Annotated in this window: 21 protein-coding genes and 1 pseudogene; 12 read left to right on the forward strand and 10 right to left on the reverse strand. The window is 71.7% G+C overall.

The features are described 5' to 3' along the window. Positions 1 to 67 precede the first annotated feature (67 nt). Positions 68 to 712, reverse strand: coding sequence for a DUF4245 family protein (locus tag GFD30_RS15395; protein ID WP_153026082.1), 645 nt, complete (start codon positions 710 to 712; stop codon positions 68 to 70). Positions 713 to 1035: 323 nt separating this feature from the next. Between GFD30_RS15395 and GFD30_RS15400 the strand changes: the two genes are divergently transcribed. The 5 genes from GFD30_RS15400 to GFD30_RS15420 all read left to right on the forward strand — a co-directional run bounded on the left by GFD30_RS15400 (position 1036) and on the right by GFD30_RS15420 (position 4816). Then, entirely contained in the window at positions 1036 to 1923 is an 888-nt protein-coding gene (locus GFD30_RS15400) for a carbohydrate kinase family protein (protein ID WP_322633289.1), read from the forward strand. A 52-nt stretch (positions 1924 to 1975) separates the two neighbouring features. Continuing rightward, complete coding sequence (egtD, locus tag GFD30_RS15405; RefSeq protein WP_322633280.1) at positions 1976 to 2956, forward strand: L-histidine N(alpha)-methyltransferase; 981 nt, start codon at positions 1976 to 1978, stop codon at positions 2954 to 2956. Between the two features lie 39 nt (positions 2957 to 2995). After that, entirely contained in the window at positions 2996 to 3592 is a 597-nt protein-coding gene (locus GFD30_RS15410) for a histidine phosphatase family protein (protein ID WP_153026084.1), read from the forward strand. A gap of 255 nt (positions 3593 to 3847) precedes the next feature. Then, positions 3848 to 4555: a lysoplasmalogenase gene (locus tag GFD30_RS15415; protein WP_153026085.1), complete on the forward strand. Its 708-nt coding sequence runs from the start codon at positions 3848 to 3850 to the stop codon at positions 4553 to 4555. Positions 4556 to 4564: 9 nt separating this feature from the next. Beyond that, positions 4565 to 4816: a hypothetical protein gene (locus tag GFD30_RS15420; protein WP_227996383.1), complete on the forward strand. Its 252-nt coding sequence runs from the start codon at positions 4565 to 4567 to the stop codon at positions 4814 to 4816. A gap of 1 nt (position 4817) precedes the next feature. Here GFD30_RS15420 and GFD30_RS15425 read toward each other — a convergent pair whose 3' ends face one another. The 3 genes from GFD30_RS15425 to GFD30_RS15435 form a co-directional block, all read right to left on the reverse strand. Beyond that, positions 4818 to 6959 carry a HelD family protein gene (locus GFD30_RS15425; protein WP_322633281.1) on the reverse strand — a complete coding sequence of 714 codons (2142 nt, stop codon included), beginning with the start codon at positions 6957 to 6959 and terminating at the stop codon, positions 4818 to 4820. 92 nt (positions 6960 to 7051) lie between these two features. Beyond that, a complete protein-coding gene (locus GFD30_RS15430; RefSeq protein WP_153026086.1) occupies positions 7052 to 7480 on the reverse strand; it encodes a GNAT family N-acetyltransferase in 429 nt (142 codons plus the stop codon). 14 nt (positions 7481 to 7494) lie between these two features. Continuing rightward, the gene (locus tag GFD30_RS15435; protein ID WP_194201983.1) at positions 7495 to 8190 is read right to left on the reverse strand and encodes a DUF2306 domain-containing protein; all 696 of its coding nucleotides are present in this window, start codon (positions 8188 to 8190) and stop codon (positions 7495 to 7497) included. 89 nt (positions 8191 to 8279) lie between these two features. Here GFD30_RS15435 and GFD30_RS15440 point away from each other — a divergent pair, with 89 nt between their 5' ends. Next, positions 8280 to 8957 (forward strand): MerR family transcriptional regulator, encoded by a 678-nt coding sequence (locus tag GFD30_RS15440; RefSeq protein WP_153026088.1) that lies wholly within the window; start codon positions 8280 to 8282, stop codon positions 8955 to 8957. Between the two features lie 355 nt (positions 8958 to 9312). Next, the gene (locus tag GFD30_RS15445; RefSeq protein WP_153026089.1) at positions 9313 to 9855 is read left to right on the forward strand and encodes a thioredoxin family protein; all 543 of its coding nucleotides are present in this window, start codon (positions 9313 to 9315) and stop codon (positions 9853 to 9855) included. 7 nt (positions 9856 to 9862) lie between these two features. On the opposite strand, the gene GFD30_RS15450 is transcribed toward GFD30_RS15445, so the two are convergent. The 4 genes from GFD30_RS15450 to GFD30_RS15465 all read right to left on the reverse strand — a co-directional run bounded on the left by GFD30_RS15450 (position 9863) and on the right by GFD30_RS15465 (position 13519). Next, positions 9863 to 10483: a Maf family protein gene (locus GFD30_RS15450; protein WP_322633282.1), complete on the reverse strand. Its 621-nt coding sequence runs from the start codon at positions 10481 to 10483 to the stop codon at positions 9863 to 9865. Continuing rightward, positions 10480 to 10689 (reverse strand): acyl-CoA carboxylase subunit epsilon, encoded by a 210-nt coding sequence (locus GFD30_RS15455; RefSeq protein ID WP_153026091.1) that lies wholly within the window; start codon positions 10687 to 10689, stop codon positions 10480 to 10482. Before GFD30_RS15455 ends, GFD30_RS15450 begins: the two co-directional genes overlap by 4 nt. A gap of 4 nt (positions 10690 to 10693) precedes the next feature. Then, complete coding sequence (locus tag GFD30_RS15460) at positions 10694 to 11707, reverse strand: NYN domain-containing protein (protein ID WP_153026092.1); 1014 nt, start codon at positions 11705 to 11707, stop codon at positions 10694 to 10696. A 228-nt stretch (positions 11708 to 11935) separates the two neighbouring features. Then, a complete protein-coding gene (locus GFD30_RS15465; protein ID WP_407649062.1) occupies positions 11936 to 13519 on the reverse strand; it encodes an acyl-CoA carboxylase subunit beta in 1584 nt (527 codons plus the stop codon). A 99-nt stretch (positions 13520 to 13618) separates the two neighbouring features. Between GFD30_RS15465 and GFD30_RS15470 the strand changes: the two are divergent. From GFD30_RS15470 to GFD30_RS15485, 5 genes and pseudogenes are all read left to right on the forward strand, one after another. Continuing rightward, positions 13619 to 14524: pseudogene (locus GFD30_RS15470) on the forward strand (RNA-guided endonuclease InsQ/TnpB family protein); the annotation flags it as partial. After that, the gene (locus GFD30_RS28270; protein WP_227996417.1) at positions 14493 to 14954 is read left to right on the forward strand and encodes a transposase; all 462 of its coding nucleotides are present in this window, start codon (positions 14493 to 14495) and stop codon (positions 14952 to 14954) included. The pseudogene GFD30_RS15470 and the gene GFD30_RS28270, both read left to right, overlap by 32 nt. Positions 14955 to 14983: 29 nt before the next feature. Further along, the gene (locus GFD30_RS15475) at positions 14984 to 15799 is read left to right on the forward strand and encodes a biotin--[acetyl-CoA-carboxylase] ligase (protein ID WP_153026094.1); all 816 of its coding nucleotides are present in this window, start codon (positions 14984 to 14986) and stop codon (positions 15797 to 15799) included. Positions 15800 to 16035: 236 nt separating this feature from the next. Further along, a complete protein-coding gene (locus GFD30_RS15480; protein ID WP_153026095.1) occupies positions 16036 to 17058 on the forward strand; it encodes a hypothetical protein in 1023 nt (340 codons plus the stop codon). 127 nt (positions 17059 to 17185) lie between these two features. Next, positions 17186 to 17713, forward strand: coding sequence for a PH domain-containing protein (locus GFD30_RS15485; protein ID WP_194201984.1), 528 nt, complete (start codon positions 17186 to 17188; stop codon positions 17711 to 17713). A 62-nt stretch (positions 17714 to 17775) separates the two neighbouring features. Here GFD30_RS15485 and GFD30_RS15490 read toward each other — a convergent pair whose 3' ends face one another. Both GFD30_RS15490 and GFD30_RS15495 read right to left on the reverse strand, forming a co-directional pair. Next, positions 17776 to 18294, reverse strand: coding sequence for a GtrA family protein (locus GFD30_RS15490; RefSeq protein WP_153026097.1), 519 nt, complete (start codon positions 18292 to 18294; stop codon positions 17776 to 17778). A gap of 73 nt (positions 18295 to 18367) precedes the next feature. Further along, positions 18368 to 21019 (reverse strand): sigma-70 family RNA polymerase sigma factor, encoded by a 2652-nt coding sequence (locus tag GFD30_RS15495; protein WP_194201985.1) that lies wholly within the window; start codon positions 21017 to 21019, stop codon positions 18368 to 18370. Positions 21020 to 21315: the final 296 nt, after the last annotated feature.

The raw sequence follows: 21315 nt of genomic DNA on the forward strand, positions 1-21315 counted from the left end.
CCGGCCGCGGCCGCCACCGCAGCCTCCGGCGTCAGTCGACTTCCGGTCTCAAGCGCCGCCGGTCCGCCTACGACGCCGCTGCGGCCACGCCTTCGGCGAGGTCGTCGAGGTCGGCGATGCCGTCGGGTTCGGCCGAGAGGACGATCGTGGCGCCGGCGATCTCGGCCACCCAGGCCTCGCCGGTGTCGAGCTCGTAGGCGGACCACTGGATCCCGCCGGCCTCGACCGGAGTACCGGCACCGGTGAGGTCCTCGTCGACGTCAGAGGCGTCACCGCTGGTCTCGGACATCTGGAGGCCGTTCCCGTCCGGCGAGTACCAGCCGGTGCGCAGGGTCGCGGTCTCGCCGTCGGCGGCGAAGTGGGTCGAGATCGGCTTCCAGTCCTCGGAGAGCTCCGGCTCGATCGCCGGGAGCCCCATGCTCGCGGCCGACGCGGAGTTCTCGCTCGTGTCGACCACGCTCACCTGCCGGTCCTCGGCGAGCCAGCTCCACGCCCAGTAGAACAGGCCCAGCGGCACCAGCAGCACCGCCATCGACAGCGCCATGTCGCGCATCCGCCGGTGCTTCGGGCGCGACGCCTTCGCCGCCTCGGCGTTCGCCTCGGCCGCCGACTGCGCGCCGTCGGTAGGGGCGCCGCCGGCCTGCGCGTCGTCCACCTGCGCGCTGCCGGACTGCGGACCGCCGCCCTCGGACTTGACCTCTTCGCTGGACATGCCTTCATCCTGAACGACCGCCGCCGGGCCCCGGGAGCCGCCCCGGCCCGGCGTGGCCCACGAGTCCCCCGGCCGCGTCACCGAGGCCGGAGCCGGCACCCGCGCTCGTCGCCGGCCCCTCGCGCCCGATGCCGAGCGCGTCCGTCAGGTCGACCGGGCCGCCCCGACCGCATCCCGAGGCCCGTCCTCACACCATCCCGGGCCGAATCGGGACGCGCCCGGGCATCGAGGCGCGAATGCGACTTCCGCACACGCCAGGCCCTGCAATACCCTCTCCGCAGCGGCACTCGCGCCCGAACGGAAGGAGCCCCCCGTTGATCCTCGTGGCAGGCGAGAACGTCATCGACCTCGTGCCCGCGCCCGGCGGCCAGCTCCGCCCCACCTGCGGCGGCGGGCCCGCGAACACCGCCGTCGCCCTCGCCAGGCGCGGCATCCCCACCGCCCTCGTCGGCTCCGTCGGCGGCGACCACTTCGGCCGCCGCGTCTGGCGCCGCCACATCTCCGCCGGCGTCCGCCGCGACTGGCTTCAGCGCACCGACCTGCCATCGACGCTCGGCCTCGCCGTCGTCAACGGCGACGGCACCGCCCGCTACGACTACTGGACCACCGGCACGGCCGACTTCGCGTGGGAGGGCCGCTCCCTGCCCAGACCCGATCCCGGCACGGTCGACCTCGTCCACTTCGGGTCCCTCGCCGCCTACCTGGAGCCGTCCGCGCGGATCATCGAGCACTGGGTGAACCGCGCCCGCGGTGCCGTCCCGGTCACCTTCGACCCGAACATCCGCCTCGGCGCCATGGGCGACGCCGCGAAGGTCCGCGAACGCACCGAGCGGCTCGCGGGCCTGTCGACCCTCGTCCGCGTCTCCGAACGCGACCTCGCGCAGCTCTACCCGGACACGCCGGTCGACCGGGTCGCCCGCGAATGGCTCGGGCTCGGGCCCGAACTGGTCGTCGTGACCCTCGGGGACGCCGGGTCGGTCGCCTTCCACCGCAACCACACCACCGAGATGACCGCCCCGCGCGTCGACGTCGTCGACGCGATCGGCGCCGGCGACGCCTTCACCTCCGGGCTCCTCGGCTGGCTCACCTCCGCGGGCTGGATGCGCCTCGACCGGCTCCCGTCCTGGGGCAACCCGACCGTCGTCGCGGCGGCCCTGCGGTACGCGAGCCAGATCGCCGCGCAGGCGTGCACGGTCCCCGGCGCGCCCTGACCGCGCCGTTCGACCGCCCGGAACCGGGACGGATACGGCATAAACTCGGCTTGTGTCTCAACCGGAACTGCGGATCTGCATCGACGAGGACGACCTCGACGCGGCGCTCCGCCTCGACGCGCGGCGCGGCCTGACCTCGCGCCCCAAGTACCTCCCGATGCGGCTGCACTACGACGGCCGCGGCTCGGGCCTGTTCAGCGAGCTCACGCGGCAGCCGGAGTACTACCAGACCCGCAGCGAGCGCGCGGTCCTGCGCGACCGCGCCGGCGAGATCGCCGCGGCCCTCGGCGACGGGCCGGTGTCGGTGGTCGAGCTGGGCGCCGGCCGGGCCGAGAAGATCCGGCCGGTCCTCGACGCGCTCGCCGCCGCCAGGCGGCTCGACGCGTTCTGGCCCTTCGACGTCGCCGCCGGCCAAGTCCGGGAGGTGATCTTCGAGCTCGCCGCGGTCTACCCGGACATCTACCTCGGCGGGATCGTCGGCGACTTCACGAGGCACCTCGCGCAGATCCCCGACCACCACGACACGCGGCTCGTGGCGTTCCTCGGCGGGACCTTCGGGAACTTCGCGGGCATGGAGCGCGTCCAGTTCCTGCAGGGCCTGCGGGAGGCCCTGCGGCCGGGCGACCGGTTCCTGCTCGGCGCCGACCTCGTCAAGGACCCGGAGATCATCGTCGCGGCGTACAACGACGCGGCGGGGGTGACCGCCGAGTTCAACCGGAACGTCCTCCACGTGCTCAACCACCGCCTCGACGCCGACTTCGAACCCGACCACTTCGAGCACGTGGCCGTCTGGGACGCCCCTGCGTCCACGGTCGACATGCGGCTGCGCGCCCTGAAGCCGATGGCCGTGGACGTCGCGGGCCTGGGCCTGGACGTGAGCTTCGCGGTCGGCGAGGAGATCCACACCGGCATCTCCGTCAAGTTCCGCCGCGCCGAACTGGAGCAGCAGCTTCGCGACACCGGTTTCGAGCCGGCCGCGTGCTGGACCGACGAGCGCGAGTACATGGGCGTCTTCCTCGCCGAAGCGGTCTAACGCTCGTGCGGTTCATCGTCCCCGACTAGGGTGGCGGGCATGGGAGAGATCGTGCTCATCCGCCACGGCGAGACGACCTGGTCGGCATCCGGCCGGCACACCTCGGTCACGGACCTCGAGCTCACCGAGAACGGTGCGGCGCAGGCGAAGGCGCTCGCGCCGCTCCTGTCGGGGCGGCGGTTCGCGGCCGTCTGGTCGAGCCCGCGCAAGCGGGCCCTGGTCACCGCCGACCTCGCCGGGCTGCCGGTCACCGCCGTCAAACCCGACTTGGCCGAGTGGGCGTACGGCGACTACGAGGGCCGCACCAGCGAGGAGATCCGCGGCGACGACCCGGAATGGACCCTGTGGACGCACGGCGGGAAGGGCCCCGGCGGCGAGAGCGCCGACGCGGTCGCGGCCCGCCTCGACCGGGCCCTCGCCGAAGCCGAGCCGCTGCTCCCGGGCGGCGACGTCGCGTTCATCGCGCACGGCCACAGCCTCCGGGTCGCGGCCGCCCGCTGGCTCGGCAGGCCGGCGCGCGACGGCCGCGACTTCACCATCGACACCGCCTCGATCGGCGCGCTCGGCTACGAGCACGGCGGCCACGCCATCACGTTGTGGAACCTGACACCCGCGGCAGCGAGCGGCGCGGCCTGACCGTCGCATGTTCGCCAGGCCGGCCGCCGTCGATGACCCGCCGCCGGCTTCCGCACCGCCACCGGTTCACTCGCGCCCTTCCGGTGGTAGAGGTCAGAGCCCGTCCCTCACCCCCACCCACCCGGGGACCGTAGCGGCGATCCTCCCGGGCGGGGCCGACAATCCCGGCCGCATCCGGCGAATCTCTCACCCGATCGGGTGGGGTGACCCCGGCCTCACCGGAGGGCCGGCCGGGTCTGATAGCGTCGCTCGACCATGAGCCCACCCCTCTTGCTTCTCCGCTCGCAGATCGCCCGCGTGCCCTCCCGGGCCTGGCTGTGGGCGTTCGCAGTCGCGCTCGCCGTCGAGCTCACCGCCGTCGCGTTCGGCCTCGACGCCGTCCGCTGGGCCACCAAGCCCGCGCTGACACTGCTGCTCCTCAGCCACCTGATCGTCTCCGTCGCGCCCGGCCAGGCGCCCGCCCGCCTGTTCGGCCTCGGCCTCCTCGTCGCCTGCGCCGCCGACCTCGCGCTCCTCGCCGACGGCACGGCCGCGTTCCTGACCGGCATGGGACTGTTCGCGGTCATGCAGGTCCTGTACATCGCGGCGTTCGTGAAACTCGGTGCGCTCCAAGCGTTCCGGAACCGGTACGCGGTGCCCGCGTGCTACCTGGCGTTCTGGGCCGGGCTCATCGTCGCGCTGTGGACCCGGCTCGGGGCGCTCGCGGCGCCCGTCGCGGTCTACAGCCTGCTGCTCGTGTCGATGGCGGCGCTCGCGTTCGGCCTCGGCCGCGCGCGCGAGGCGGGGCATCTGGCGGGCGTCGGCGGGGCGCTGTTCGTGGTCTCGGACCTGGTCCTCGGCCTCGGTGTGGCCGGGTTCGACCTGCCGGGCGCGGGCCTGGCGGTGATGTCGACGTACGCGGCCGCGCAGCTGCTCCTGACGGTCGGCGTCCGGAGGCACCTGCGATCGCCCGCGGCGCATTAAGGTCGACACATGATGCGCGTGCTGTGGCTGCTGGCCTTCGTCGTCGGCGGGTTCTTCATCGTCCGGGCCCTGATGGAGCCCTTCGTCATCGACTTCTCCGACCCGTCGAGCTACGAGGACGACTGGGGCGGCCCGAGCCTCTTCGGCGTGCTGCTGGTCCACATGGGCCCCGGCGTGCTCGCGGCGGCCCTGCTCGTCTGGGGTGTGCGGCGGGCCGGCCGGAAGTCGGCCGGGCCCGCCGAGAACCGGCCCGCGGACTGAGTCAGCCCAGGTCGATGCGCTTGAGCCGCTGGGTGGCGCGGGTGAGGACCACGTAGGCGACGCCGGGGCCGTGGGCCTCGGCGACGGCGTCGAGGTCGACGGCGATCACCGCGTCCCACTCCAGGCCCTTGGACTCCAAGGGCCCCACCAGGGTCACGCGGTCGTCGTGGACGACGGAGGCGAGTTCGCCGTGCCGGTCGTAGGGCGCGATGACGCCGACGGTGCCTTCGACGGCCTCGAGGGCCTCGGCGACGGCGCCCGCGAGCTCGGGGAGGAGCGCGTCGGGGTCGACGGTCTTCGCCTCGACCGGGACGCCGGTCTCGCGGACGGCCTCGGGCAGGTCGATGGCGCGCAGGCGCGGCTGGGCCCACGCGGCCGCGTACTCGAAGACCTCCTTGGAGTTCCGGTAGTTCTTCGTCAGGTGGAACTCGTGGACCCGGCCGTGCGGGACCGCGCGGCGGCGGGCGTCGGCGCTCTCCTTGGGGCGCGGCCAGCTCGACTGGGCCTCGTCGCCGACGATGGTCCACCCGGCGGCGCGGCCGCGGCGCGACAGCATCCGCCACTGCATCGGCGAGAGGTCCTGGGCCTCGTCGACGATGACGTGCGCGTAGTCCTCGTAGAACGCGTCGCGGGCCTGGCGCTCGGGCCGGTCGTAGAAGCGGTCCTGGGCGGTCGAGACCTCCTGGATGCCGTCCCACGAGCGGATCCGGTCGCGTCCGCGCGGCTGCGGCTTCACGCCCAGGAGCATGCGCAGCTCGTCGAGGAGCGCCACGTCCGGGATCGAGAAGTCCGTCTCGCGGAGCGACTCGGCGACCGCGTCGATCGCTTCGCGCTTGAGGTGCCCTTCGGCCGCGGCGGCGAGGCGGCGCGCGTCGCCGCCCCAGCCGAGGACCTCGGCGGGATCGAGGTCGGGCCACCAGTGGTCGAGGAACGTGAGGAACTCGCCCCGGGAGCCGACGTCGCGCGAGAACTTCGCCGGCTCGGCGTCGGGCAGGACCGGTTTCACCTTGCGCCACAACGCGACGAGGAGGGCGCGGCCGGCCTCGGTCTTGGCGAGGTTCGGGCGCGGCTCCTTCTCGAAGACGCGGGCGCGGGCGGCGGCGAGGTCGGCCGCGTCGAGCTTGAACACGTCGCCGCGGTAGACGATCCGCAGTTCGCTCGGGGCCTCCGGCGGGGTCTGGCGGATCAGGCGCCGCAGGATCGGCAGCATGATGGTGCCGCCCTTGACGGCCGCGACCTCGGGCCGGTCCTGGCGGGTGGCCTCGACCCCGGCGTACAGCTCGCCGAGGGAGTACAGGGCGGCGGTCTCCTCGCCGAGGCTGGGGAGGACGCGGCCGATGTACTTCATGAACACGGCCGAAGGTCCGACGACGAGGATGCCGGCGGCTTCGTAGCGGCTGCGGTCCTGGTAGAGCAGGTACGCGGCGCGGTGCAGGGCCACGACGGTCTTGCCGGTGCCGGGCCCGCCGGTGATGATGGTGGCGCCGCGGCCGGGCGCGCGGATGGCGGCGTCCTGCTCGGCCTGGATCGTGGCGACGATGTCGCGCATCCGCCCGGTCCGCTTGCGGCCCAATGCGGCCATGAGGGCGCCGTCGCCGATCACGGGGAGCTTCTCGGCGGCGTCCTCGTTGAGGAGGTCGTCGCTGATCTCCTCGACGCTGCGGCCGAACGAGCGGATCACGCGGCGCCGGGACACCTCCTGGCGGTCGACGGCGGTGGCGCGGTAGAACGCGGCGGCGGCGGGGGCGCGCCAGTCGATCAGGAGGGTGCGGTACTCCTCGTCGCGCACGCCGAGGCGTCCGATGTGGCGGATGCGGCCGTCGTCGAAGTCGAGGCGGCCGAAGACCAGGCCCTCGTGCTGGGAGTCGAGGTCGGCGATGCGGCGGGCGGCGCGGTAGACGAAGACGTCGCGCTCGAACTGGGCGCCGGGCACGGTGGCGGCGAGATGGCGGTAGCCGGCGTCGCGGTCGCCCACGGCGTCGGCGCGCAGCACGTCGACGCGGTCGTAGACGCGGTCGACGAACGCCTGCTCGATCGCGATCTCCTGCTCGGGGGTGTTGGCAGGGTCGGGATCGGGCACGGCATGACCCGTGTCGACGTCCTCCGGACTGCGGGCGTCGGCGGGACCTGGTTCCTGGGACACGGCGCTCCTCGCTCGAATTCGGGACGCACCAGCCTAGCGCGCCCGTGCGACACGCGTCCGCCGATCATGGACGAGGAGGGTGTGGAGCACCTTCAGGGCCGGGTCGGCCACACGCGGTACATCCAGGAGTAGTCGTCGTCGATGTCGTCGAACCCGAACTGCCGGTAGAGGCCCTGGGCGTCGCCGGTGGCGAGGAGGACGCGCTTGAGGCGCATCTCCTCGGCGTCGGCGACGATGCGGGCCATGAGGAGCTTGCTCACGCCCTGCCCGCGCACGGAGCGGTCGACGAAGACGTCGCTGAGCCACGCGAAGTAGGTCCGGTCGGTCACGAGCCGCGCGAACGCGACCTGCCGGCCCGACCCGTCGTACACGCCGTACGGGAGCGAGAACTCGATCGCGCGGTCCATGTCCTCGCGGGCGCGGCCCTCGGCCCAGTAGGTGTCGGTCGAGATGACCCGGTGGACCCACTCGCGGTCGAGCCGGTCCGGGTCGGTCGAGATCTCGTACGCTTCGCTGCCCATGGTGCTCCCCTGTCTCAGTCCTTCGCCCCGAGCGTGCCCCGGGTCCGCTTGCGCCGCAAATAGATTTCCATGAACGCGAGGTTGAGCGCGATCGAGGAGACGACCGCGGCGGTGTAGGCGGTGTCGAACAGCGGCTCGAAGTCGCCGCCGTAGTGGCCGTCGAGGAGCGGGAGCTGGACGGCGATGAACAGGCCCAGGTAGACGCGGAGGTTGACGGCCGCGAAGGTCGCGGCGAAGTTGCGCAGCATCCACTCCTGGTGGGCCGCGAAGTCGCGGGCGCGCACGGCCCGGTAGGCGCGCAGGGCCGAGTAGAACCAGAACACGTCGAGGAGCACGAAGGTCACGAGCGGGACCGGTCCGGCGGTGGTGAGGACGGCGGCGACGATGCCGGAGAGGCTGCCGGGCAGGACGCCGGCGAGGAGGTAGACGCGGCCGACGACCCGGTGGATCTTCGGGTGGTTCCGGCGGATCGAACCGAAGAACTGGAACGGCCCCACCAGGAGCGCGATCCCGGCCGTGGCGGCGTGGACGACGAGGAACGGCAGGTGGAAGGGGACGTCCTCGCGGATGCCGACGCGGGAGTCGACGTCGGGGACGAGGTAGGCGGGCACGGCGTAGAGGACGATCGCGACGCTGAGGATCGCGACGGCGGCCACCGCGGTGCGGCCGCGGCGGGCGGCGCGGCGCCGGGTTTCGAGGGTGGCGGTCATGGGTGCTCCAGGTGTGAGTGACACTATCGATAGTGAAGCTATCATTAAAGGCGAGCGGTGGTCAACCGCGCTTCGGGTAAGAAGGAGCCATGCGAATCGGAGAGCTCAGCGCGAGGACCGGGGTCCCGGCGGCCACCATCAAGTACTACGTGCGCGAGGGCCTGCTCTCCGGCGGCGAGCGCCGCAGCCACAACCAGGTCGAGTACGGCGAGGAGCACGTCCGGCGGCTGCGGCTGGTGCGGGCCATGGTCGAGGTCGGCTCGGTGCCGATCGCGAAGGTCCGCGAGGTCCTGGCCGAGATCGAGGAGCCCGACCGCGACCTCGACAGCACGCTCGGGGTCGCCAGCCGGGCCCTGTCGCAGCACCGCGTCCCGGCCGAGGAGCCCGCGGCCGAGGACCTCGAGCTCGCGCGCGCCATCGTGCGCGGGCGCGGCTGGCACTCGATCGACCCCGACCACGGCTACCTCTGGACCCTCGCCGACGCGATCGGCCGGCTCCGCGAGCTCGGCCTGGCCGACATGGTCGACGTGACCGGCGAGTACGCCCGCGCGGCCGAGATCGTCGCCGAATTCGACCTCTCGCTCCTGGCGAACCGGAAGGAGCGCGACGAGATCCTCGAGGCGATGGTCATCGGCACGGTCCTCGGCGACGCGATCTTCGAGGCGCTGCGCCGCATCGCCCAGGTCGAGGTCTCGAGTCGGGTATTCCAACGAGGACAACGGAAGCAGTCCGGCGCCGAGCAAAATTTATCCACAGTAGACCGGTGAACGGGCGCGCCGTGCCGTCCCCCGCGCCCCACACATGCGCGAATGGCAATGTCTGCACTTGTCGGGTTTCTGACTTCGCAAGTCGATTGCGTAGTTCTACCCTTATTTCAACGCCCCATGGTGGCGCGGCGGCAAGGGCCAAGCCTGCTCGACAGAGACTTTGCCGCCATCACCAGGTGGCCGTCCGCCGAAGTGGGGTAGACGGGCGGCCCGCGGCGGGGTCCCAACTACCTGGCCTGGGGCCCCGCCGCCTTCACCGGCGCCGCACCGCCGCCGACCGGAAACGACGGTTGAGCCCGCGCCCCCCGCTCCCTACGATGGACCCCACACCGTCTACTCCAGGAGTGCGATTCCCATGGCCCTCAACTCCTCCATGGTCCCGCTCGGTACCGCCGCGCCCGACTTCACCCTGCCCGACCTCGACGGCGACCTGCGGTCGCTGTCCGATTTCGACGCCCCGGCGCTGCTGGTCGCCTTCACCTGCAACCACTGCCCGTACGTGCGCCACATCGAGCAGGTCTTCGGCTCGTTCACGGCCGGCCAGGCCGACCTCGACGTGGTCGCCGTCTGCTCCAACGACGCCGAGACCCACCCCGACGACGCCCCCGCCGGCCTCGCCGAGCAGGCCGCGCGCGCCCACTGGACCTTCCCGTACCTGGTCGACGAGTCGCAGGAGGTCGCCCGCGCCTACAACGCGGCCTGCACCCCGGACTTCTTCCTCTACGGCCCCGACCGGAAACTCGCCTACCGGGGCGCGTTCGACGGCTCGACCCCCGGCAACGGCGTGCCCGTCACCGGCGAGTACCTCGCCGCGGCGATCGAGCAGGTCCGCAAGGGCGAACCGGTGCCCGAACCGCACTACCCGTCCACCGGGTGCGGCATCAAATGGCGCGCCTAGCCGCCCGTCAGCGCCAGAGCTGGTGGAGCGCGATCTCCAGTTCGCCGAGCATGTTGCGCAGCAGCGGCATCGACAGGCCGATCACGGTGCCCGGGTCGCCCTCGATGCGGTCGATGAACGCCGAACCGTAGCCGTCGAGCGTGAACGAGCCGGCCACGTGAAGCGGTTCACCGGTCGCCACGTACGCGGCGATCTCCTCGTCGGAGACCTCCGCGAAATGGACCTCCGTCGCGGAGGCGCGCACGATCTGCCGGTCGGCGGCGGTGTCGACGAGGCAGTGCCCGGTGTAGAGCGTCCCCGAGTTGCCCCGCATCCGCTTCCAGCGCGAGGTCGCCTCCTCGGGGCCCTCGGGCTTGCCGAGGATCTCGTGCCCGAAGTGGAGCACCGAGTCGCAGCCGAGGACGAGCGAGCCCGGCTCGACCTGGTCGAGGACCGCCTGGGCCTTGAGTTCCGCGAGCGTGCTCGCGAGCTCGCCCGGGTCGTGGCCCATGACGCGCGACTCGTCGACACCGGAGACGATGACGAGCGGTTCGATCCCGGCGGCCTTGAGCAGCTCGCGGCGGGCCGGCGACTGCGACGCGAGGACGAACGGGCGCGCCGCCTCGCTGCGCGGGAACGTCCCGGTCACCGCTCGAGCCCCCGGCGCGCCGGGACGGCGGTGTCGCGCCAGGAGCGGCGGACCCGCAGCTTCAGGCCGGGGCTCGACCAGGCGGCGCGGCGCTGCGGCGGCTCGGACTCCTCGACCGGCCGCGGCAGGGCCGTGATCAGGCCGACGAGGGCGGCGAGCTCCTCTTCGGTCGGGTTGCCTCGGAGGACCTTGAGCTCGAGACTCATCGCGCTACTCCTCGTCGTAGTCGAATTCGCGGTGCACCCGCTCCCAGAACCCGTCGCGGACCCAGATCCGCGCCTCGGGGTGGTCGCGTAGAGAGTAGCCGAGTTCCTTCTCGGCTTCTACTAGCAGCTCCTTGTCGATGACCGTGGGAAGCTGCGGGCCGGGCAGGAGGTCCGCTATGTTGTCGGCGCCCCTGGTCAGCAGCCACTTGTGGCCGACGTACTCGCCGATGGAGCGCACGGTCTCGGGGTCGAGCTTCTCCCCGGTCTGCGTGGTGCGCACGAACTTGGGCCGGGCCGACTCCGCCTGCGCGAGCGCGTCGGCGGCCGTCATCGTGACGGCCACGGACTGGCGGGTGCCGAAGACGACCGCCGGGTTCGGGACGCGCGGCTCGGGCTGGGCCATGGGCGCGCCCACCATGCCGTGGGTGGCCGCGGCGGCGGTGCCGCTCTTGGTGAAGTAGGCGCGCAGCTCGTCGGCCTCGATGGTCTCGACCGTGTCGGACTCCCACACGAGGCGTTCGGCCTGGTTGGTGCCGTACGGCGGTTCGACGCCCCAGAGGTGGACGCGGACGCCGTAGGTCTGGGCGATCTCGACGGCGGGCACCATGTCCTCGTCGCCGGCGAGGAGGATCGCCTCGTGGATGGCGCGGTGGCGGGCGAGGAGCTCGAGGTCGGAGCGGATCTGCGCGTCGACGCCCTTCTGCTGGCCGCGGGAGTTGAGGTTGCCGAGCCGGACCTTCACGTAGTCCATGTTCGCGATGACGCGCTGGTCGACGGTGGGGACGCGGTCGCGGGCGGCGTCGAACCAGTACAGGCGGAGCAGTTCGCCGTCGGAGAGGCGGCCGGCGGCCCGTTCGATGAGGGACTTGATGAGCTTCTCGGCGTCGACCCGGTAGTCGCGGCGCGAGGTGGCGTCGAGCAGGAGTTCGGCCGCTGCGGCGTAGAGGTACCCGACGTCGATCAGGATCGCGTACCGCCGGGACGGCAGTCCGTGAACCAGTCCTCCGATTGGTGTCATCGCCCACACTCCCAACATCCGAGCGGGACGAATCGTCCCGCTTCCCCCAGCTGTATAGACGGTACCCGGATCGGACTCTTCGGATGGGAGTGGTGCGCGCCGCTCCGGTCGGAAATGCGGTTTCCGCCGGTAGCCGCCGTGCGGACAGGGTGAGACGCGCGCGGTCCTCACCGGGTCGAGTGACACGCGCGGGCGGCGCGGCCGGAGCCGCGCCGCCCGGATCGCCGCCTAGAGCGGGATGTTGCCGTGCTTCTTCGCGGGGAGCTCGTCGCGCTTGGAGGCGTTCATGCGCAGCCCGCGCACGAGCATCGCCCGGGTCTCTCGCGGCTGGATGACCGCGTCGATGAGGCCCAGTTCGGCCGCGACGTACGGGTTGTTCAGCTTCTCCTCGTACTCGGCCATGAGCTCGGCGCGCTTGGCCTGCTCGTCGTCGGCCTTGGCGAGCTCGCGGCGGTAGAGGATGTTGACCGCGCCCTGCGAGCCCATGACCGCGATCTCGGCGGTCGGCCAGGCGAGGCACAGGTCGGCGCCGACGCCCTTGGAGCCCATGACGCAGTACGCGCCGCCGTAGTCCTTGCGGCAGACGACGGTGAGCTTGGGGACGGTGGCCTCGGCGTACGCGTAGATGAGCTTCGCGCCGCGGCGGATGATCCCGTCGTGCTCCTGCGAGGTGCCCGGGAGGAACCCGGGGACGTCGACGAACGAGATGATCGGGATGTTGAAGGCGTCGCAGAAGCGGATGAACCGCGCGGCCTTCTCGGAGGCGTCGATGTCGAGGCAGCCGGCGAAGTGCATGGGCTGGTTCGCGACGACGCCGACCGGGCGGCCGTCGAGGCGGCCGAAGCCGGTGAGGATGTTCTTCGCGAACAGCGCCTGCGTCTCGAGGAACTCGCCGTCGTCGAGGACGGTCTCGACGATCTTGTGCATGTCGTACGGCTGGTTCGCCGAGTTCGGGATGACCGTGTCGAGCGCGAGGTCGTCGGCGGTCAGGTCGAGCTCGAAGTCCTTCGACTCGTAGGCCGGGGGCTCGTCGAGGTTGTTCGACGGCAGGTACGACAGGAGGTGCTTGACGTATTCGAGCGCGTCGGTCTCGTCGGAGGCCAGGTAGTGGGCGTTGCCGGCGACCGCGTTGTGGGTGCGCGCGCCGCCGAGCTCCTCCATGCCGACGTCCTCGCCGGTCACCGCGCGGACCACGTCGGGCCCGGTGATGAACATGTGGCTGGTCTGGTCGACCATGACGGTGAAGTCGGTGATCGCGGGCGAGTACACCGCACCGCCGGCGCACGGGCCCATGATGAGCGAGATCTGCGGGATCACGCCCGAGGCGCGCACGTTGCGGAAGAAGATGTCGGCGTAGCCGCCGAGGGACGCGACGCCCTCCTGGATGCGGGCCCCGCCGGAGTCGGAGATGCCGATGATGGGCCGGCCGGTGCGCATGGCCAGCTCCTGGACCTTCGTGATCTTCTCCCCCGAGACCTGCCCGAGGGAGCCGCCGAGGACGGTGAAGTCCTGGGCGTACACGCAGACCTCGCGGCCTTCGATGGTGCCGTAGCCGGTGACGACGCCGTCGCCGTAGGGGCGGTTGGCCTCCATGCCGAAGCTGATGGAGTGGTGGCGCCGCAGGCTGTCGAGCTCGACGAACGACCCCTCGTCGAGCAGCTCCTCCAAGCGCTCGCGGGCGGTGCGCTTGCCCTTCTCGTGCTGCTTCTCGATCGCCCGGGGGTTCCCGGTGGCCGATTCGGAGAGTCGCTCGGCCAGGTCGGCGAGCCGCCCGGCGGTCGTGTGGAAGTCGATGTCGGTCACGCTTCGGATCGTATCTGCATTACCTGAGGAGGTGCTGAGTGGTTTCCTCCCGAACGCGTTCTCCCGCTGAGCTGCCAATTCACCGCGTGCTCACTTGCCGACGACTCGATGGGCGGCTGTGAGCATGGTCATGCCGATGCGTTCGAAACGCGTTCCGGGCTTGCTCGTTGTACAGGTGTGCTACTCCGATATCGGTACCGCATCTACCCGACGAGCCCGCAACGTGCAGCGCTGGCCAAGGCGTTCGGTTGCGCGCGCGTCGTGTTCAACGACGCGGTGGCGGCACGCAGAGCCGCATTCGCAGCCGGAGAGCCTTACCCGAGCACAAGCATGCTTTCGCGGAAATTGATCACCGAGGCGAAACGGACTCCTGAGCGGGCCTGGCTCGGGGAGGTTTCGGCGGTGGTGCTTCAACAGGCGCTGGAAGACTGCAACCAAGCTTGGCGCAACTTCTTCGACTCACGAGCGGGTAAACGGCGGGGACCGCATATAGGTCCGCCCAGATTCAAACGGCGGACGCATCGCCAATCGATCCGGTTCACGCGCAACGCCCGATTTCGCATCACAGAAGGAGGCCGCCTGCGGCTTCCGAAGATCGGGACGATCAGAGTCGCATGTTCCAGGGACCTGCCGTCGGACCCCTCCTCTGTCACGGTCATCAAGACGTCGGCCGGCCGGTATTTCGCAAGCTTCATCGTGGCCGTCGCTGCGCAGGTGGAGCACGAACCCCCTCCGGCGGATGCCGAGACGGGCATCGACCTCGGCCTCAAGGACTTCGCCGTGCTACGTCACGGGAAGACCATCGCCTCGCCGAAGTTCTTCCGGTCGATGGAGCGCCGGCTCAAACGCGCTCAGCAGGTGTTCGCGCGAAAGCAACCCGGGTCGGCGAACCGGGAGAAAGCGCGCGTTTCAGTTGCCCGATTGCACGAGCGCATCCGAGACAAGCGGGAGGACTGGTTGAACAAGCAGGTCAAGGCCGTACTTGACGAGAACCAAGCCGTGTACGTCGAAGACCCCAACATCAAAGGGCTGGCCCGGAGTCGGACCGCGAAGAGCATGTACGACCAGGCACTCGGCGGTCCTGGAAGCGCAGGCTTCTCGGCGCGGTCGAACATTCGTCAAAGTCGACCGGTTCTTCCCTTCCACCCAGATGTGCTCGGACTGCGGGGTCCTGTCAGGGCCGAAGGGACTGGAAGGACTCGCGGTGCGAACTTGGGCCTGCCCGTGCGGGTCGGTGCACGAGAGGGACGTCAACGCGGAGGTCAACATCCGCTTTGAAGGAAAACGGCTGGTGCGAGTGCAAACGGTCGCCGCAGGGCATGCGGAGACTCGAAACGCCTCTGGAGGGCAGGTAAGACCCGGGAGACCAGGTGCTGTCCGGAAACCCGCAAGCGGGAGGAACGAGGAACCCATCCGTACCGGTGATGCGATCGCATCACCCTAGCCGGAGATCCGGCCCCTTACGATGAGGGGATGGAGGATGCCAAGGGCGTGGACACACCGACGAGAAAGCCACTGGACCGGCACCTGCTCTGGTCGCTGTTGTCGGAGAAGTCCGACTTCTGGACCGAAGTCGATGTGGTGGGGGTCACGGGGTCGACGAATGCCGACCTGGCCGAGTCGGCCAGGCACGGCGCCGAAGAGGGGCGCGTCCTCTTGGCGGAGAAGCAGCTCAGCGGGCGCGGGCGCCTGGACCGGCGCTGGGAGAGCCCGGAGCGGGCGAGCCTGATGATGTCGTTCCTGCTGCGCCCGACCGCGCCGCGCGAGCGGTGGGGCACGCTGGGGTTCGCGACCGCGGTCGCGCTCGAAGAGGCGCTGCTGGCCGTGTGCGGGGTGCGCGCGAAGCTGAAGTGGCCCAACGACGTCCTCATCGCCGGGAAGAAGGTGTGCGGGATCCTCGCGCAGGCCGAGGGGAGCGCGGTGGTGGTCGGCGTCGGCCTGAACGTGTCGCTGACCGAGGAGGAGCTGCCGGTCCCGGAGGCGACCTCGCTGCTCCTCGCGGGGGCGACGACGCTGGACCGGGAGGAGATCGCGGCGGCGTTCCTGGGGCACTTCGCGGCCGTGTACCGCACCTGGGAGGACCAGGGCCCGGCCTCGGCGATCGAGCGCTGGGAGCGGAACTCCGACACCCTGGGGCGCCAGGTCGCGGTATCGTTCCCGAACGGCCGCAACCTGACCGGCCGGGCCGTCGGCATCGACGCCGACGGACGCCTGCGGGTGGATCCTGGTGACGGCCCCGTGGAGGCGGTCGCCGCCGGCGACGTGGTCCACCTGCGGCCGCGGGCATGACGCCCGGCGGGCACGGCATCCGGTGGTTGTGAACCACGGTTCCCCTGGAGTCCGGCGGCCCTGCACGTCCGTTGAACCGCAGTCCCGCGGCCGCGGTTCGATGGCTGCGGTCCGGTGGCGCCGCAGTTCGACGGCCCGCATTGAGACGGCCGTAGTTGGACGGCCCGCAGCGAGGGCTCGCAGTTGAAGGGCACTGACGCGGCAGGCCCAGTCGGGCCCGAGGACCGGAGGAGTGGATGAGCGACCAGGCGGGCGGCAAGCGCGGCGAGCACCCCGACACCCGGCCGGCCCGGCAGCCGCCGGGCGCGACCGGGCTCGACCCCGAGACCGAAGGGCTCTACCGGCTCCTGCTCTCCCGCTCCGACGCGACGGTGGCGCAGCTCGCGGCCGACTCGGGGCGTTCGATCGACCATGTGCGCGAGGTCCTCGCGCGGCTCGTCGACGAGGGCTTCGCGACGATGGTCGCGGACTCGTGCTTCCGCGCGGTCGGGCCGGACGCGGTCCTGGGCGGGCGGATCGCCTCCCAGCTCGGCGAGGTCCTCGGCGAGTACGAGACGCTGCGCGAGCTGCTCGAGATCCACCGGGCGGGCCCCGGCGCGGGCGGGACCGCCGGTTCCTGGGAGGCGGTGACGGGTGCGGTGGCGATCCGCTCGCGGCTGCGCCAGCTCAAGGCCGGGGCCGAACGCAGCCTGAGCACGTTCGTGCGCCCGCCGATGGTCCTGCCGGTCCCCGAGGACGGCGTGCACCGGGACCTCCAGGCACGCGGCGTGGTCCACCGGATCCTGTTCGACCGGGCGGTGCTCGACATCGACCCGTACGCCGACTACGTGCGGCACGCGCTCGAGTCCGGGGACGAGGTCCGGTTCGGGAAGCGCCTGCCGCTGAAGCTCCTGATCGTGGACGACCGGACCGTCTTCATGGAGGAGCCGGGCGAGGGCCGGCCGCGGGCGATCGTCACCGGGAACCGGTCGATCGCCGAGCTCGCCGCGACCCTGTTCGAGCAGTTGTGGACGGCGGGCATCCCCGCGACGAGCGCGTCCGCCGACGGCGTGCGGCTGGGCGCGGAGACGATCGACGAGGACGACGCGGTGCTGCTGGGGCTGCTCATCGCGGGCCTGACGGACCAGTCGATCGCGTCCAAACTGGGCATCGGGCTGCGCACCGTCCAGCGCCGGGTCCGCGAGCTCATGGACCTGGCCGATGTGGACACCCGCATCCAGCTCGGCTGGCACGCCGCCAAGAACGGCTGGGTGCCTTAGCACTCGATGCGAGTGTCCTTCGGAAAGTGCGCGCAATCGTGGCCATGGGGCCGGTGACGCAGTGTTGTACTGTGCTTTTGAACATTCGTACCGCCCCCGGCCCGTTTCTCACTCCTGGAGGTCCGCAGTGGGATATCCCGACGACCAGCTCGCCCGCGGCGAGGTTGTCAAGCTCCACACCCACCCGCATTGGAAGGAAGGCGTCGCCCCGATCCTGTGGTTCGTGGTCTTCCTTGCGATCGGCGCCATCGCGATCACCTACACGGCGCAGCTCGACAACGCCGACGTCAGGCTCTGGCTCATCGTCGCCGAGGTCGTCATCACGCTCGCCCTGCTGATCTGGCTGGCGGTGATCCCCTGGATCCGCTGGCGCTCGACCCACTACGTCATCACCGACCAGCGCATCATGTGGCGCGAAGGCCTCGTGACCCGCGAGAGCCGCCACATCCCGCTCGCCCGCGTCAACACGGTCTCGTACACCCAGAACGTGTGGGAGCGGATCTTCGGCTTCGGCGACATGAACATCGACTCGGCCTCCGACGACGGCGAGATCAACCTGGTCGACGTCCCCCGCGTCGACAAGACCAAGGCGCTGCTGTACCAGCTCGCCGAGGACGACCGCGCCCGCCGCGCCAGCCAAGGCGACGGCGCCTAGCCCGAGCACGCTTCAGGCCCGCACCGGTCCGGTGCGGGCCTTCGCCGTGTCCAGGGCCCGTCCTAGGCGCTCGCTTCGTTCAGCTTGGGGCTGTTGAAGACCCAGGTGCGGTACGCGAAGAAGCGGAAGACCGAGCCGAGGCCGACGCCGAAGACGTTGGCGGCGAGGTTGACCGCGATCGCGTTGTCGAAGTACTGGGGCCAGACCGAGGCGAGCCCGGTGTTGGCCCAGATGCAGGCGAGCGCGATGAGCAGGCCGATGCCGTTGAAGAAGAAGTAGAGGGCGTACTGGCGGTGGGCGGCGGCGGTGCCGCGGCGCTCGCGCCAGGTCCAGTGGCGGTTGCCGAAGAACGCGAGGGTCATCGCCAGGATCGCGGAGAGGATCTTCGCGTACCAGTAGGACCAGTCGAGGCCGAGGTACAGCAGGTTGAAGAGGCCGACGTCGACGATGTAGGCCGTGCCGCCGACTCCGGCGAAGCGGAACAGTTCGCCGGCGTGGCGCTTGAGCAGCCCGAGGGCGCGCGCGAAGAGGCCCGGACGGTGATTCGCCGTCTGGGGGGTGGGGGTGTCCGTCGTGCTCATTACGGCCAGGGTACCCGGCTCGGCGGGGCTGCGGGGCGGCCGAGGGCGGTGCACCGCCCCCCGCTGCCGGAGGTTACGGGCTGCCGTCGCTGCGGGGCTGGGCGACGGCGATGACGCCGACGATGAACGGGTCGTCGCCGCGTTCGAAGCGGATGACGGCCTCGTCGCCGGTGCGGGCGCGGTGGACGTGGACGTCGACGCCGAAGGCGTACCAGTCGGGGTTGTCGGCGGCGCCGTTCGCGCGGCAGGTGGCGGGTTCGCCGAGGTGCTCGTCGCCTGCGGTGAGGGTGTCGCCGTTGCGGTAGGCGGAGCCGCCCCAGAGTGTGGCGGCGATGTCGACGTCGCCGCCGTCTTCGATCTCGATCTCGGTGTCGGCGGCGGGCGCGCCGTCGTAGACCGCGACTTCCTTGGGGTCGGCGCCGGGCTCGGTGTACACGACCGTGAGGGACCAGCCGGCCCAGTGCGGTTCGAGGCAGTGGGCGCTGGGGGCGATGGGCCAGGTCTTGCACGGCGAGGTGGGGAGCCGGTGGTTGTCGGTGGCGACCCAGTATTCGCCGCCGCTCGCGACGAGCTCGGTGACGTCGGTGAACGCCTGGGCGCCGGGGCTGGTGGGGGTGGTGGTGTCGGCGGTGAGGTCGGTCCAGGTGCCGCCGGGACCGTGGAGGGCGACCTCGGTGGGGAGGTCGTCGTGGACGCCGGCCCAGTAGAGGCCGGCCCAGGCGACGGTGGCGCCGGCGGGGAGGTCGAGGACGGCGCCGGAGGCGGCCTGGCCTTCGCGTCCGGGGGGTGCGTGCTCGGGTTTGTACGCCTTCATGGGCCAGCGGTCGCCGGCGCCGAGGAGCGCGGCGTCGTGGCAGCCGGGGACGGCGCAGGTCATCCAGGTGTTGCCGGAGGCGGTGACGCCGGTGGCGTCGAGGCTGGCGTAGCCGACGGTGCTGCCGGCGGGCGCGATCGGGACCTGGAGCGCGGTGGTGCCCGAGATGCCGGGGCCTTCGACGGTGACCTCGAAGGTCTGGTAGCCGCTGACGTCGTCGCCGATGCGGATGCGCACGTGGGCTTCGGCGGGGCTGGGCATCCGCGGGACGGTGCACTGGACGGTCGTGGCGGCGTCGCCGTCCGCTTCGATGCAGGTCCAGCCGGGTTCGGCGGTCTCGGAGGCGAGGGTGACGCCGTCGGGGAGGACGATGTCGAGCGTGACGCGGTCGGTCGCGGCGGCCTGGCCGTACCCGGGCGCGGATTCGGCGGCGCGCTCCCGCTCGGCGGCGGATTCCGCTGAGCGGTCGTCCCGCGCGGTGGCGGGTCCGACTGCATCGCCGTATTGCGCGGCCGTGGTTTCGTTGCGGTCGTCCCGCGCGGAGGCGGTCTCGCCCGCGCGGTCGTCGAGCGCCGCGACCGCGGCTTCGGGGGCGCGGTCGGTGCGGGGCGCGTAGCCGCCGCCTGCGGGGGCTTCGAGGCGGATCGGGAGGACGGCATCGCCGCCGGCGACGAGGCCGGTGGTGCCGAGGCCGTGCTCGATGCCGTACGAGGCGGGCACGGCGGGCGAGGGCTCCTCGGCGGGGTCCTCGGGGTCGGGTTCGGGGGCCGGGTCGTCCGGTTCGGCCGGGGGCTCGCCGGGGTCGGCGGGCGGGTCCTCGGTGTCGGGTTCGGGTTCGGCCGGGGCGGCGACGGCGGGTTCGTCGGGGGCGGCCTGCGGCGGCTGCTCCTCGTCGCCGGAGACGAGCGCGAAGACGACGACCGCGGCGGCGACGGTGGCCGCGGTACCGGTCGCGAGGGTGCCCTTGGTGCCGAGCTGCTGCACGATCCGGCGGATCCAGTTCGCGGCGGCGATGAACGGCGCCGACACGAACGCGAGGAGGCCGCCGACGGCGAGGCCGGCCGCGGAGACGGTGGCGGCCGCGATGTACGGGGCGGCGGCGCCGCCGAGGAGGACGCCGGCGATGACGCCGCGCAGGCCGGCGTTGAGCTCGGTCAGCTCCGCGAACAGGAGGCTGCAGGTGACGCAGGAGTCGAGGTGGCCGTCGACTTTCTGGGCGTCGCGCTCGCCGAGCTTGCCGCGCACGCGCGCGCCGAGCCGGTCGACGGTCCAGCGGCATGCTTCGCGCGGCGCGTCGGCGGCGTGCTCGGTGAGGTAGTTCTGGCGGAGCTTCTCGCGGGCGCGGTAGGCGAGCGCGGAGACGCCGTTGGGGGTCATGCCGAGCATGCGCGCGACCTGGGCCGGGGAGTCCTCTTCGACCTCGGTGTGCCACAGGACCATGCGCCAGCGCTCGGGGAGCTTGCCGAAGGCGAGGGCGGCGTAGCGGCGCTCCTGGCCCTCGACGGCGGGGTCGACGAAGATCTCGCCGGAGTCGTGGGGCGAGAGGTCGTCGGTGAACTCGACGCGCTTGTCGCGGCGGACGCGGTCGTAGAAGGTGTTGCGGAGGGTCTGGAGCATGTAGGGGCGGAAGGCGAGGTCGGGGCCGCCGCCTTCGCGGAAGGTGTGGAGGAGTTTCGCGAAGGTCTCGGAGACGAGGTCGTCGGCGCCGGCGGGGTCGCGGGAGAGGATGCGCGAGAGGCGGCGGGCGGCGTGGACGTGGCGCTCGTAGAGGACGGCGTACGCGGTGGTGTCGCCGCGGCGGGTGGCGGCGATGAGCTCGGGGTCGGAGCGGGTGGCGGGGGTGTCGTCGGGGTCGGGGGCGGCGTCGGGTCCTTGGCCGCGCGGATCGCCAGCGGGTACGGTCTCGGGCATCGTGCGCCGGTGCTCCTTCCTGGTTGCGCCGAGCTCGTACGATCGGGGGGCTCGGTGGCGTCTCGCGGGCGAGGCGGGTCGGTCGACTGGATTGGAGGAGTTCTCGCTGTCTCCGTTGGACTTAACGATCGAGTCGGCCTCCGGTTGCGCCCCTCGCGGTGGAATGGACATTGCCGCGAACGGGACATTCCACGGAGTTTAGGGCAAAAACCCGTCATAGTCGGGAATTGTGATGCGACTGTGACCATGTGTAATGGTATTGGGACTTCCGCCCCGGGTTCCGGCCATCTGTCGGA

This window comes from Glycomyces albidus, assembly GCF_009451885.1.
Lineage (GTDB): Bacteria > Actinomycetota > Actinomycetes > Mycobacteriales > Micromonosporaceae > Glycomyces > Glycomyces albidus.

What these genes read in the sequence shown, in the direction of transcription:
- GFD30_RS15490 (WP_153026097.1), bottom strand. Translation starts at nt 18,294, where the DNA reads ATGAGCACGACGGACACCCCCACCCCCCAGACGGCGAATCACCGTCCG.
- GFD30_RS15430 (WP_153026086.1), bottom strand. Translation starts at nt 7,480, where the DNA reads ATGGGCAGCGAAGCGTACGAGATCTCGACCGACCCGGACCGGCTCGAC.
- GFD30_RS15420 (WP_227996383.1), top strand. Translation starts at nt 4,565, where the DNA reads ATGATGCGCGTGCTGTGGCTGCTGGCCTTCGTCGTCGGCGGGTTCTTC.
- GFD30_RS15460 (WP_153026092.1), bottom strand. Translation starts at nt 11,707, where the DNA reads ATGACACCAATCGGAGGACTGGTTCACGGACTGCCGTCCCGGCGGTAC.
- GFD30_RS15395 (WP_153026082.1), bottom strand. Translation starts at nt 712, where the DNA reads ATGTCCAGCGAAGAGGTCAAGTCCGAGGGCGGCGGTCCGCAGTCCGGC.
- GFD30_RS15410 (WP_153026084.1), top strand. Translation starts at nt 2,996, where the DNA reads ATGGGAGAGATCGTGCTCATCCGCCACGGCGAGACGACCTGGTCGGCA.
- GFD30_RS15435 (WP_194201983.1), bottom strand. Translation starts at nt 8,190, where the DNA reads ATGACCGCCACCCTCGAAACCCGGCGCCGCGCCGCCCGCCGCGGCCGC.
- GFD30_RS15480 (WP_153026095.1), top strand. Translation starts at nt 16,036, where the DNA reads ATGAGCGACCAGGCGGGCGGCAAGCGCGGCGAGCACCCCGACACCCGG.
- GFD30_RS15455 (WP_153026091.1), bottom strand. Translation starts at nt 10,689, where the DNA reads ATGAGTCTCGAGCTCAAGGTCCTCCGAGGCAACCCGACCGAAGAGGAG.
- GFD30_RS15440 (WP_153026088.1), top strand. Translation starts at nt 8,280, where the DNA reads ATGCGAATCGGAGAGCTCAGCGCGAGGACCGGGGTCCCGGCGGCCACC.
- GFD30_RS15475 (WP_153026094.1), top strand. Translation starts at nt 14,984, where the DNA reads ATGGAGGATGCCAAGGGCGTGGACACACCGACGAGAAAGCCACTGGAC.
- GFD30_RS15415 (WP_153026085.1), top strand. Translation starts at nt 3,848, where the DNA reads ATGAGCCCACCCCTCTTGCTTCTCCGCTCGCAGATCGCCCGCGTGCCC.
- GFD30_RS15495 (WP_194201985.1), bottom strand. Translation starts at nt 21,019, where the DNA reads ATGCCCGAGACCGTACCCGCTGGCGATCCGCGCGGCCAAGGACCCGAC.
- GFD30_RS15445 (WP_153026089.1), top strand. Translation starts at nt 9,313, where the DNA reads ATGGCCCTCAACTCCTCCATGGTCCCGCTCGGTACCGCCGCGCCCGAC.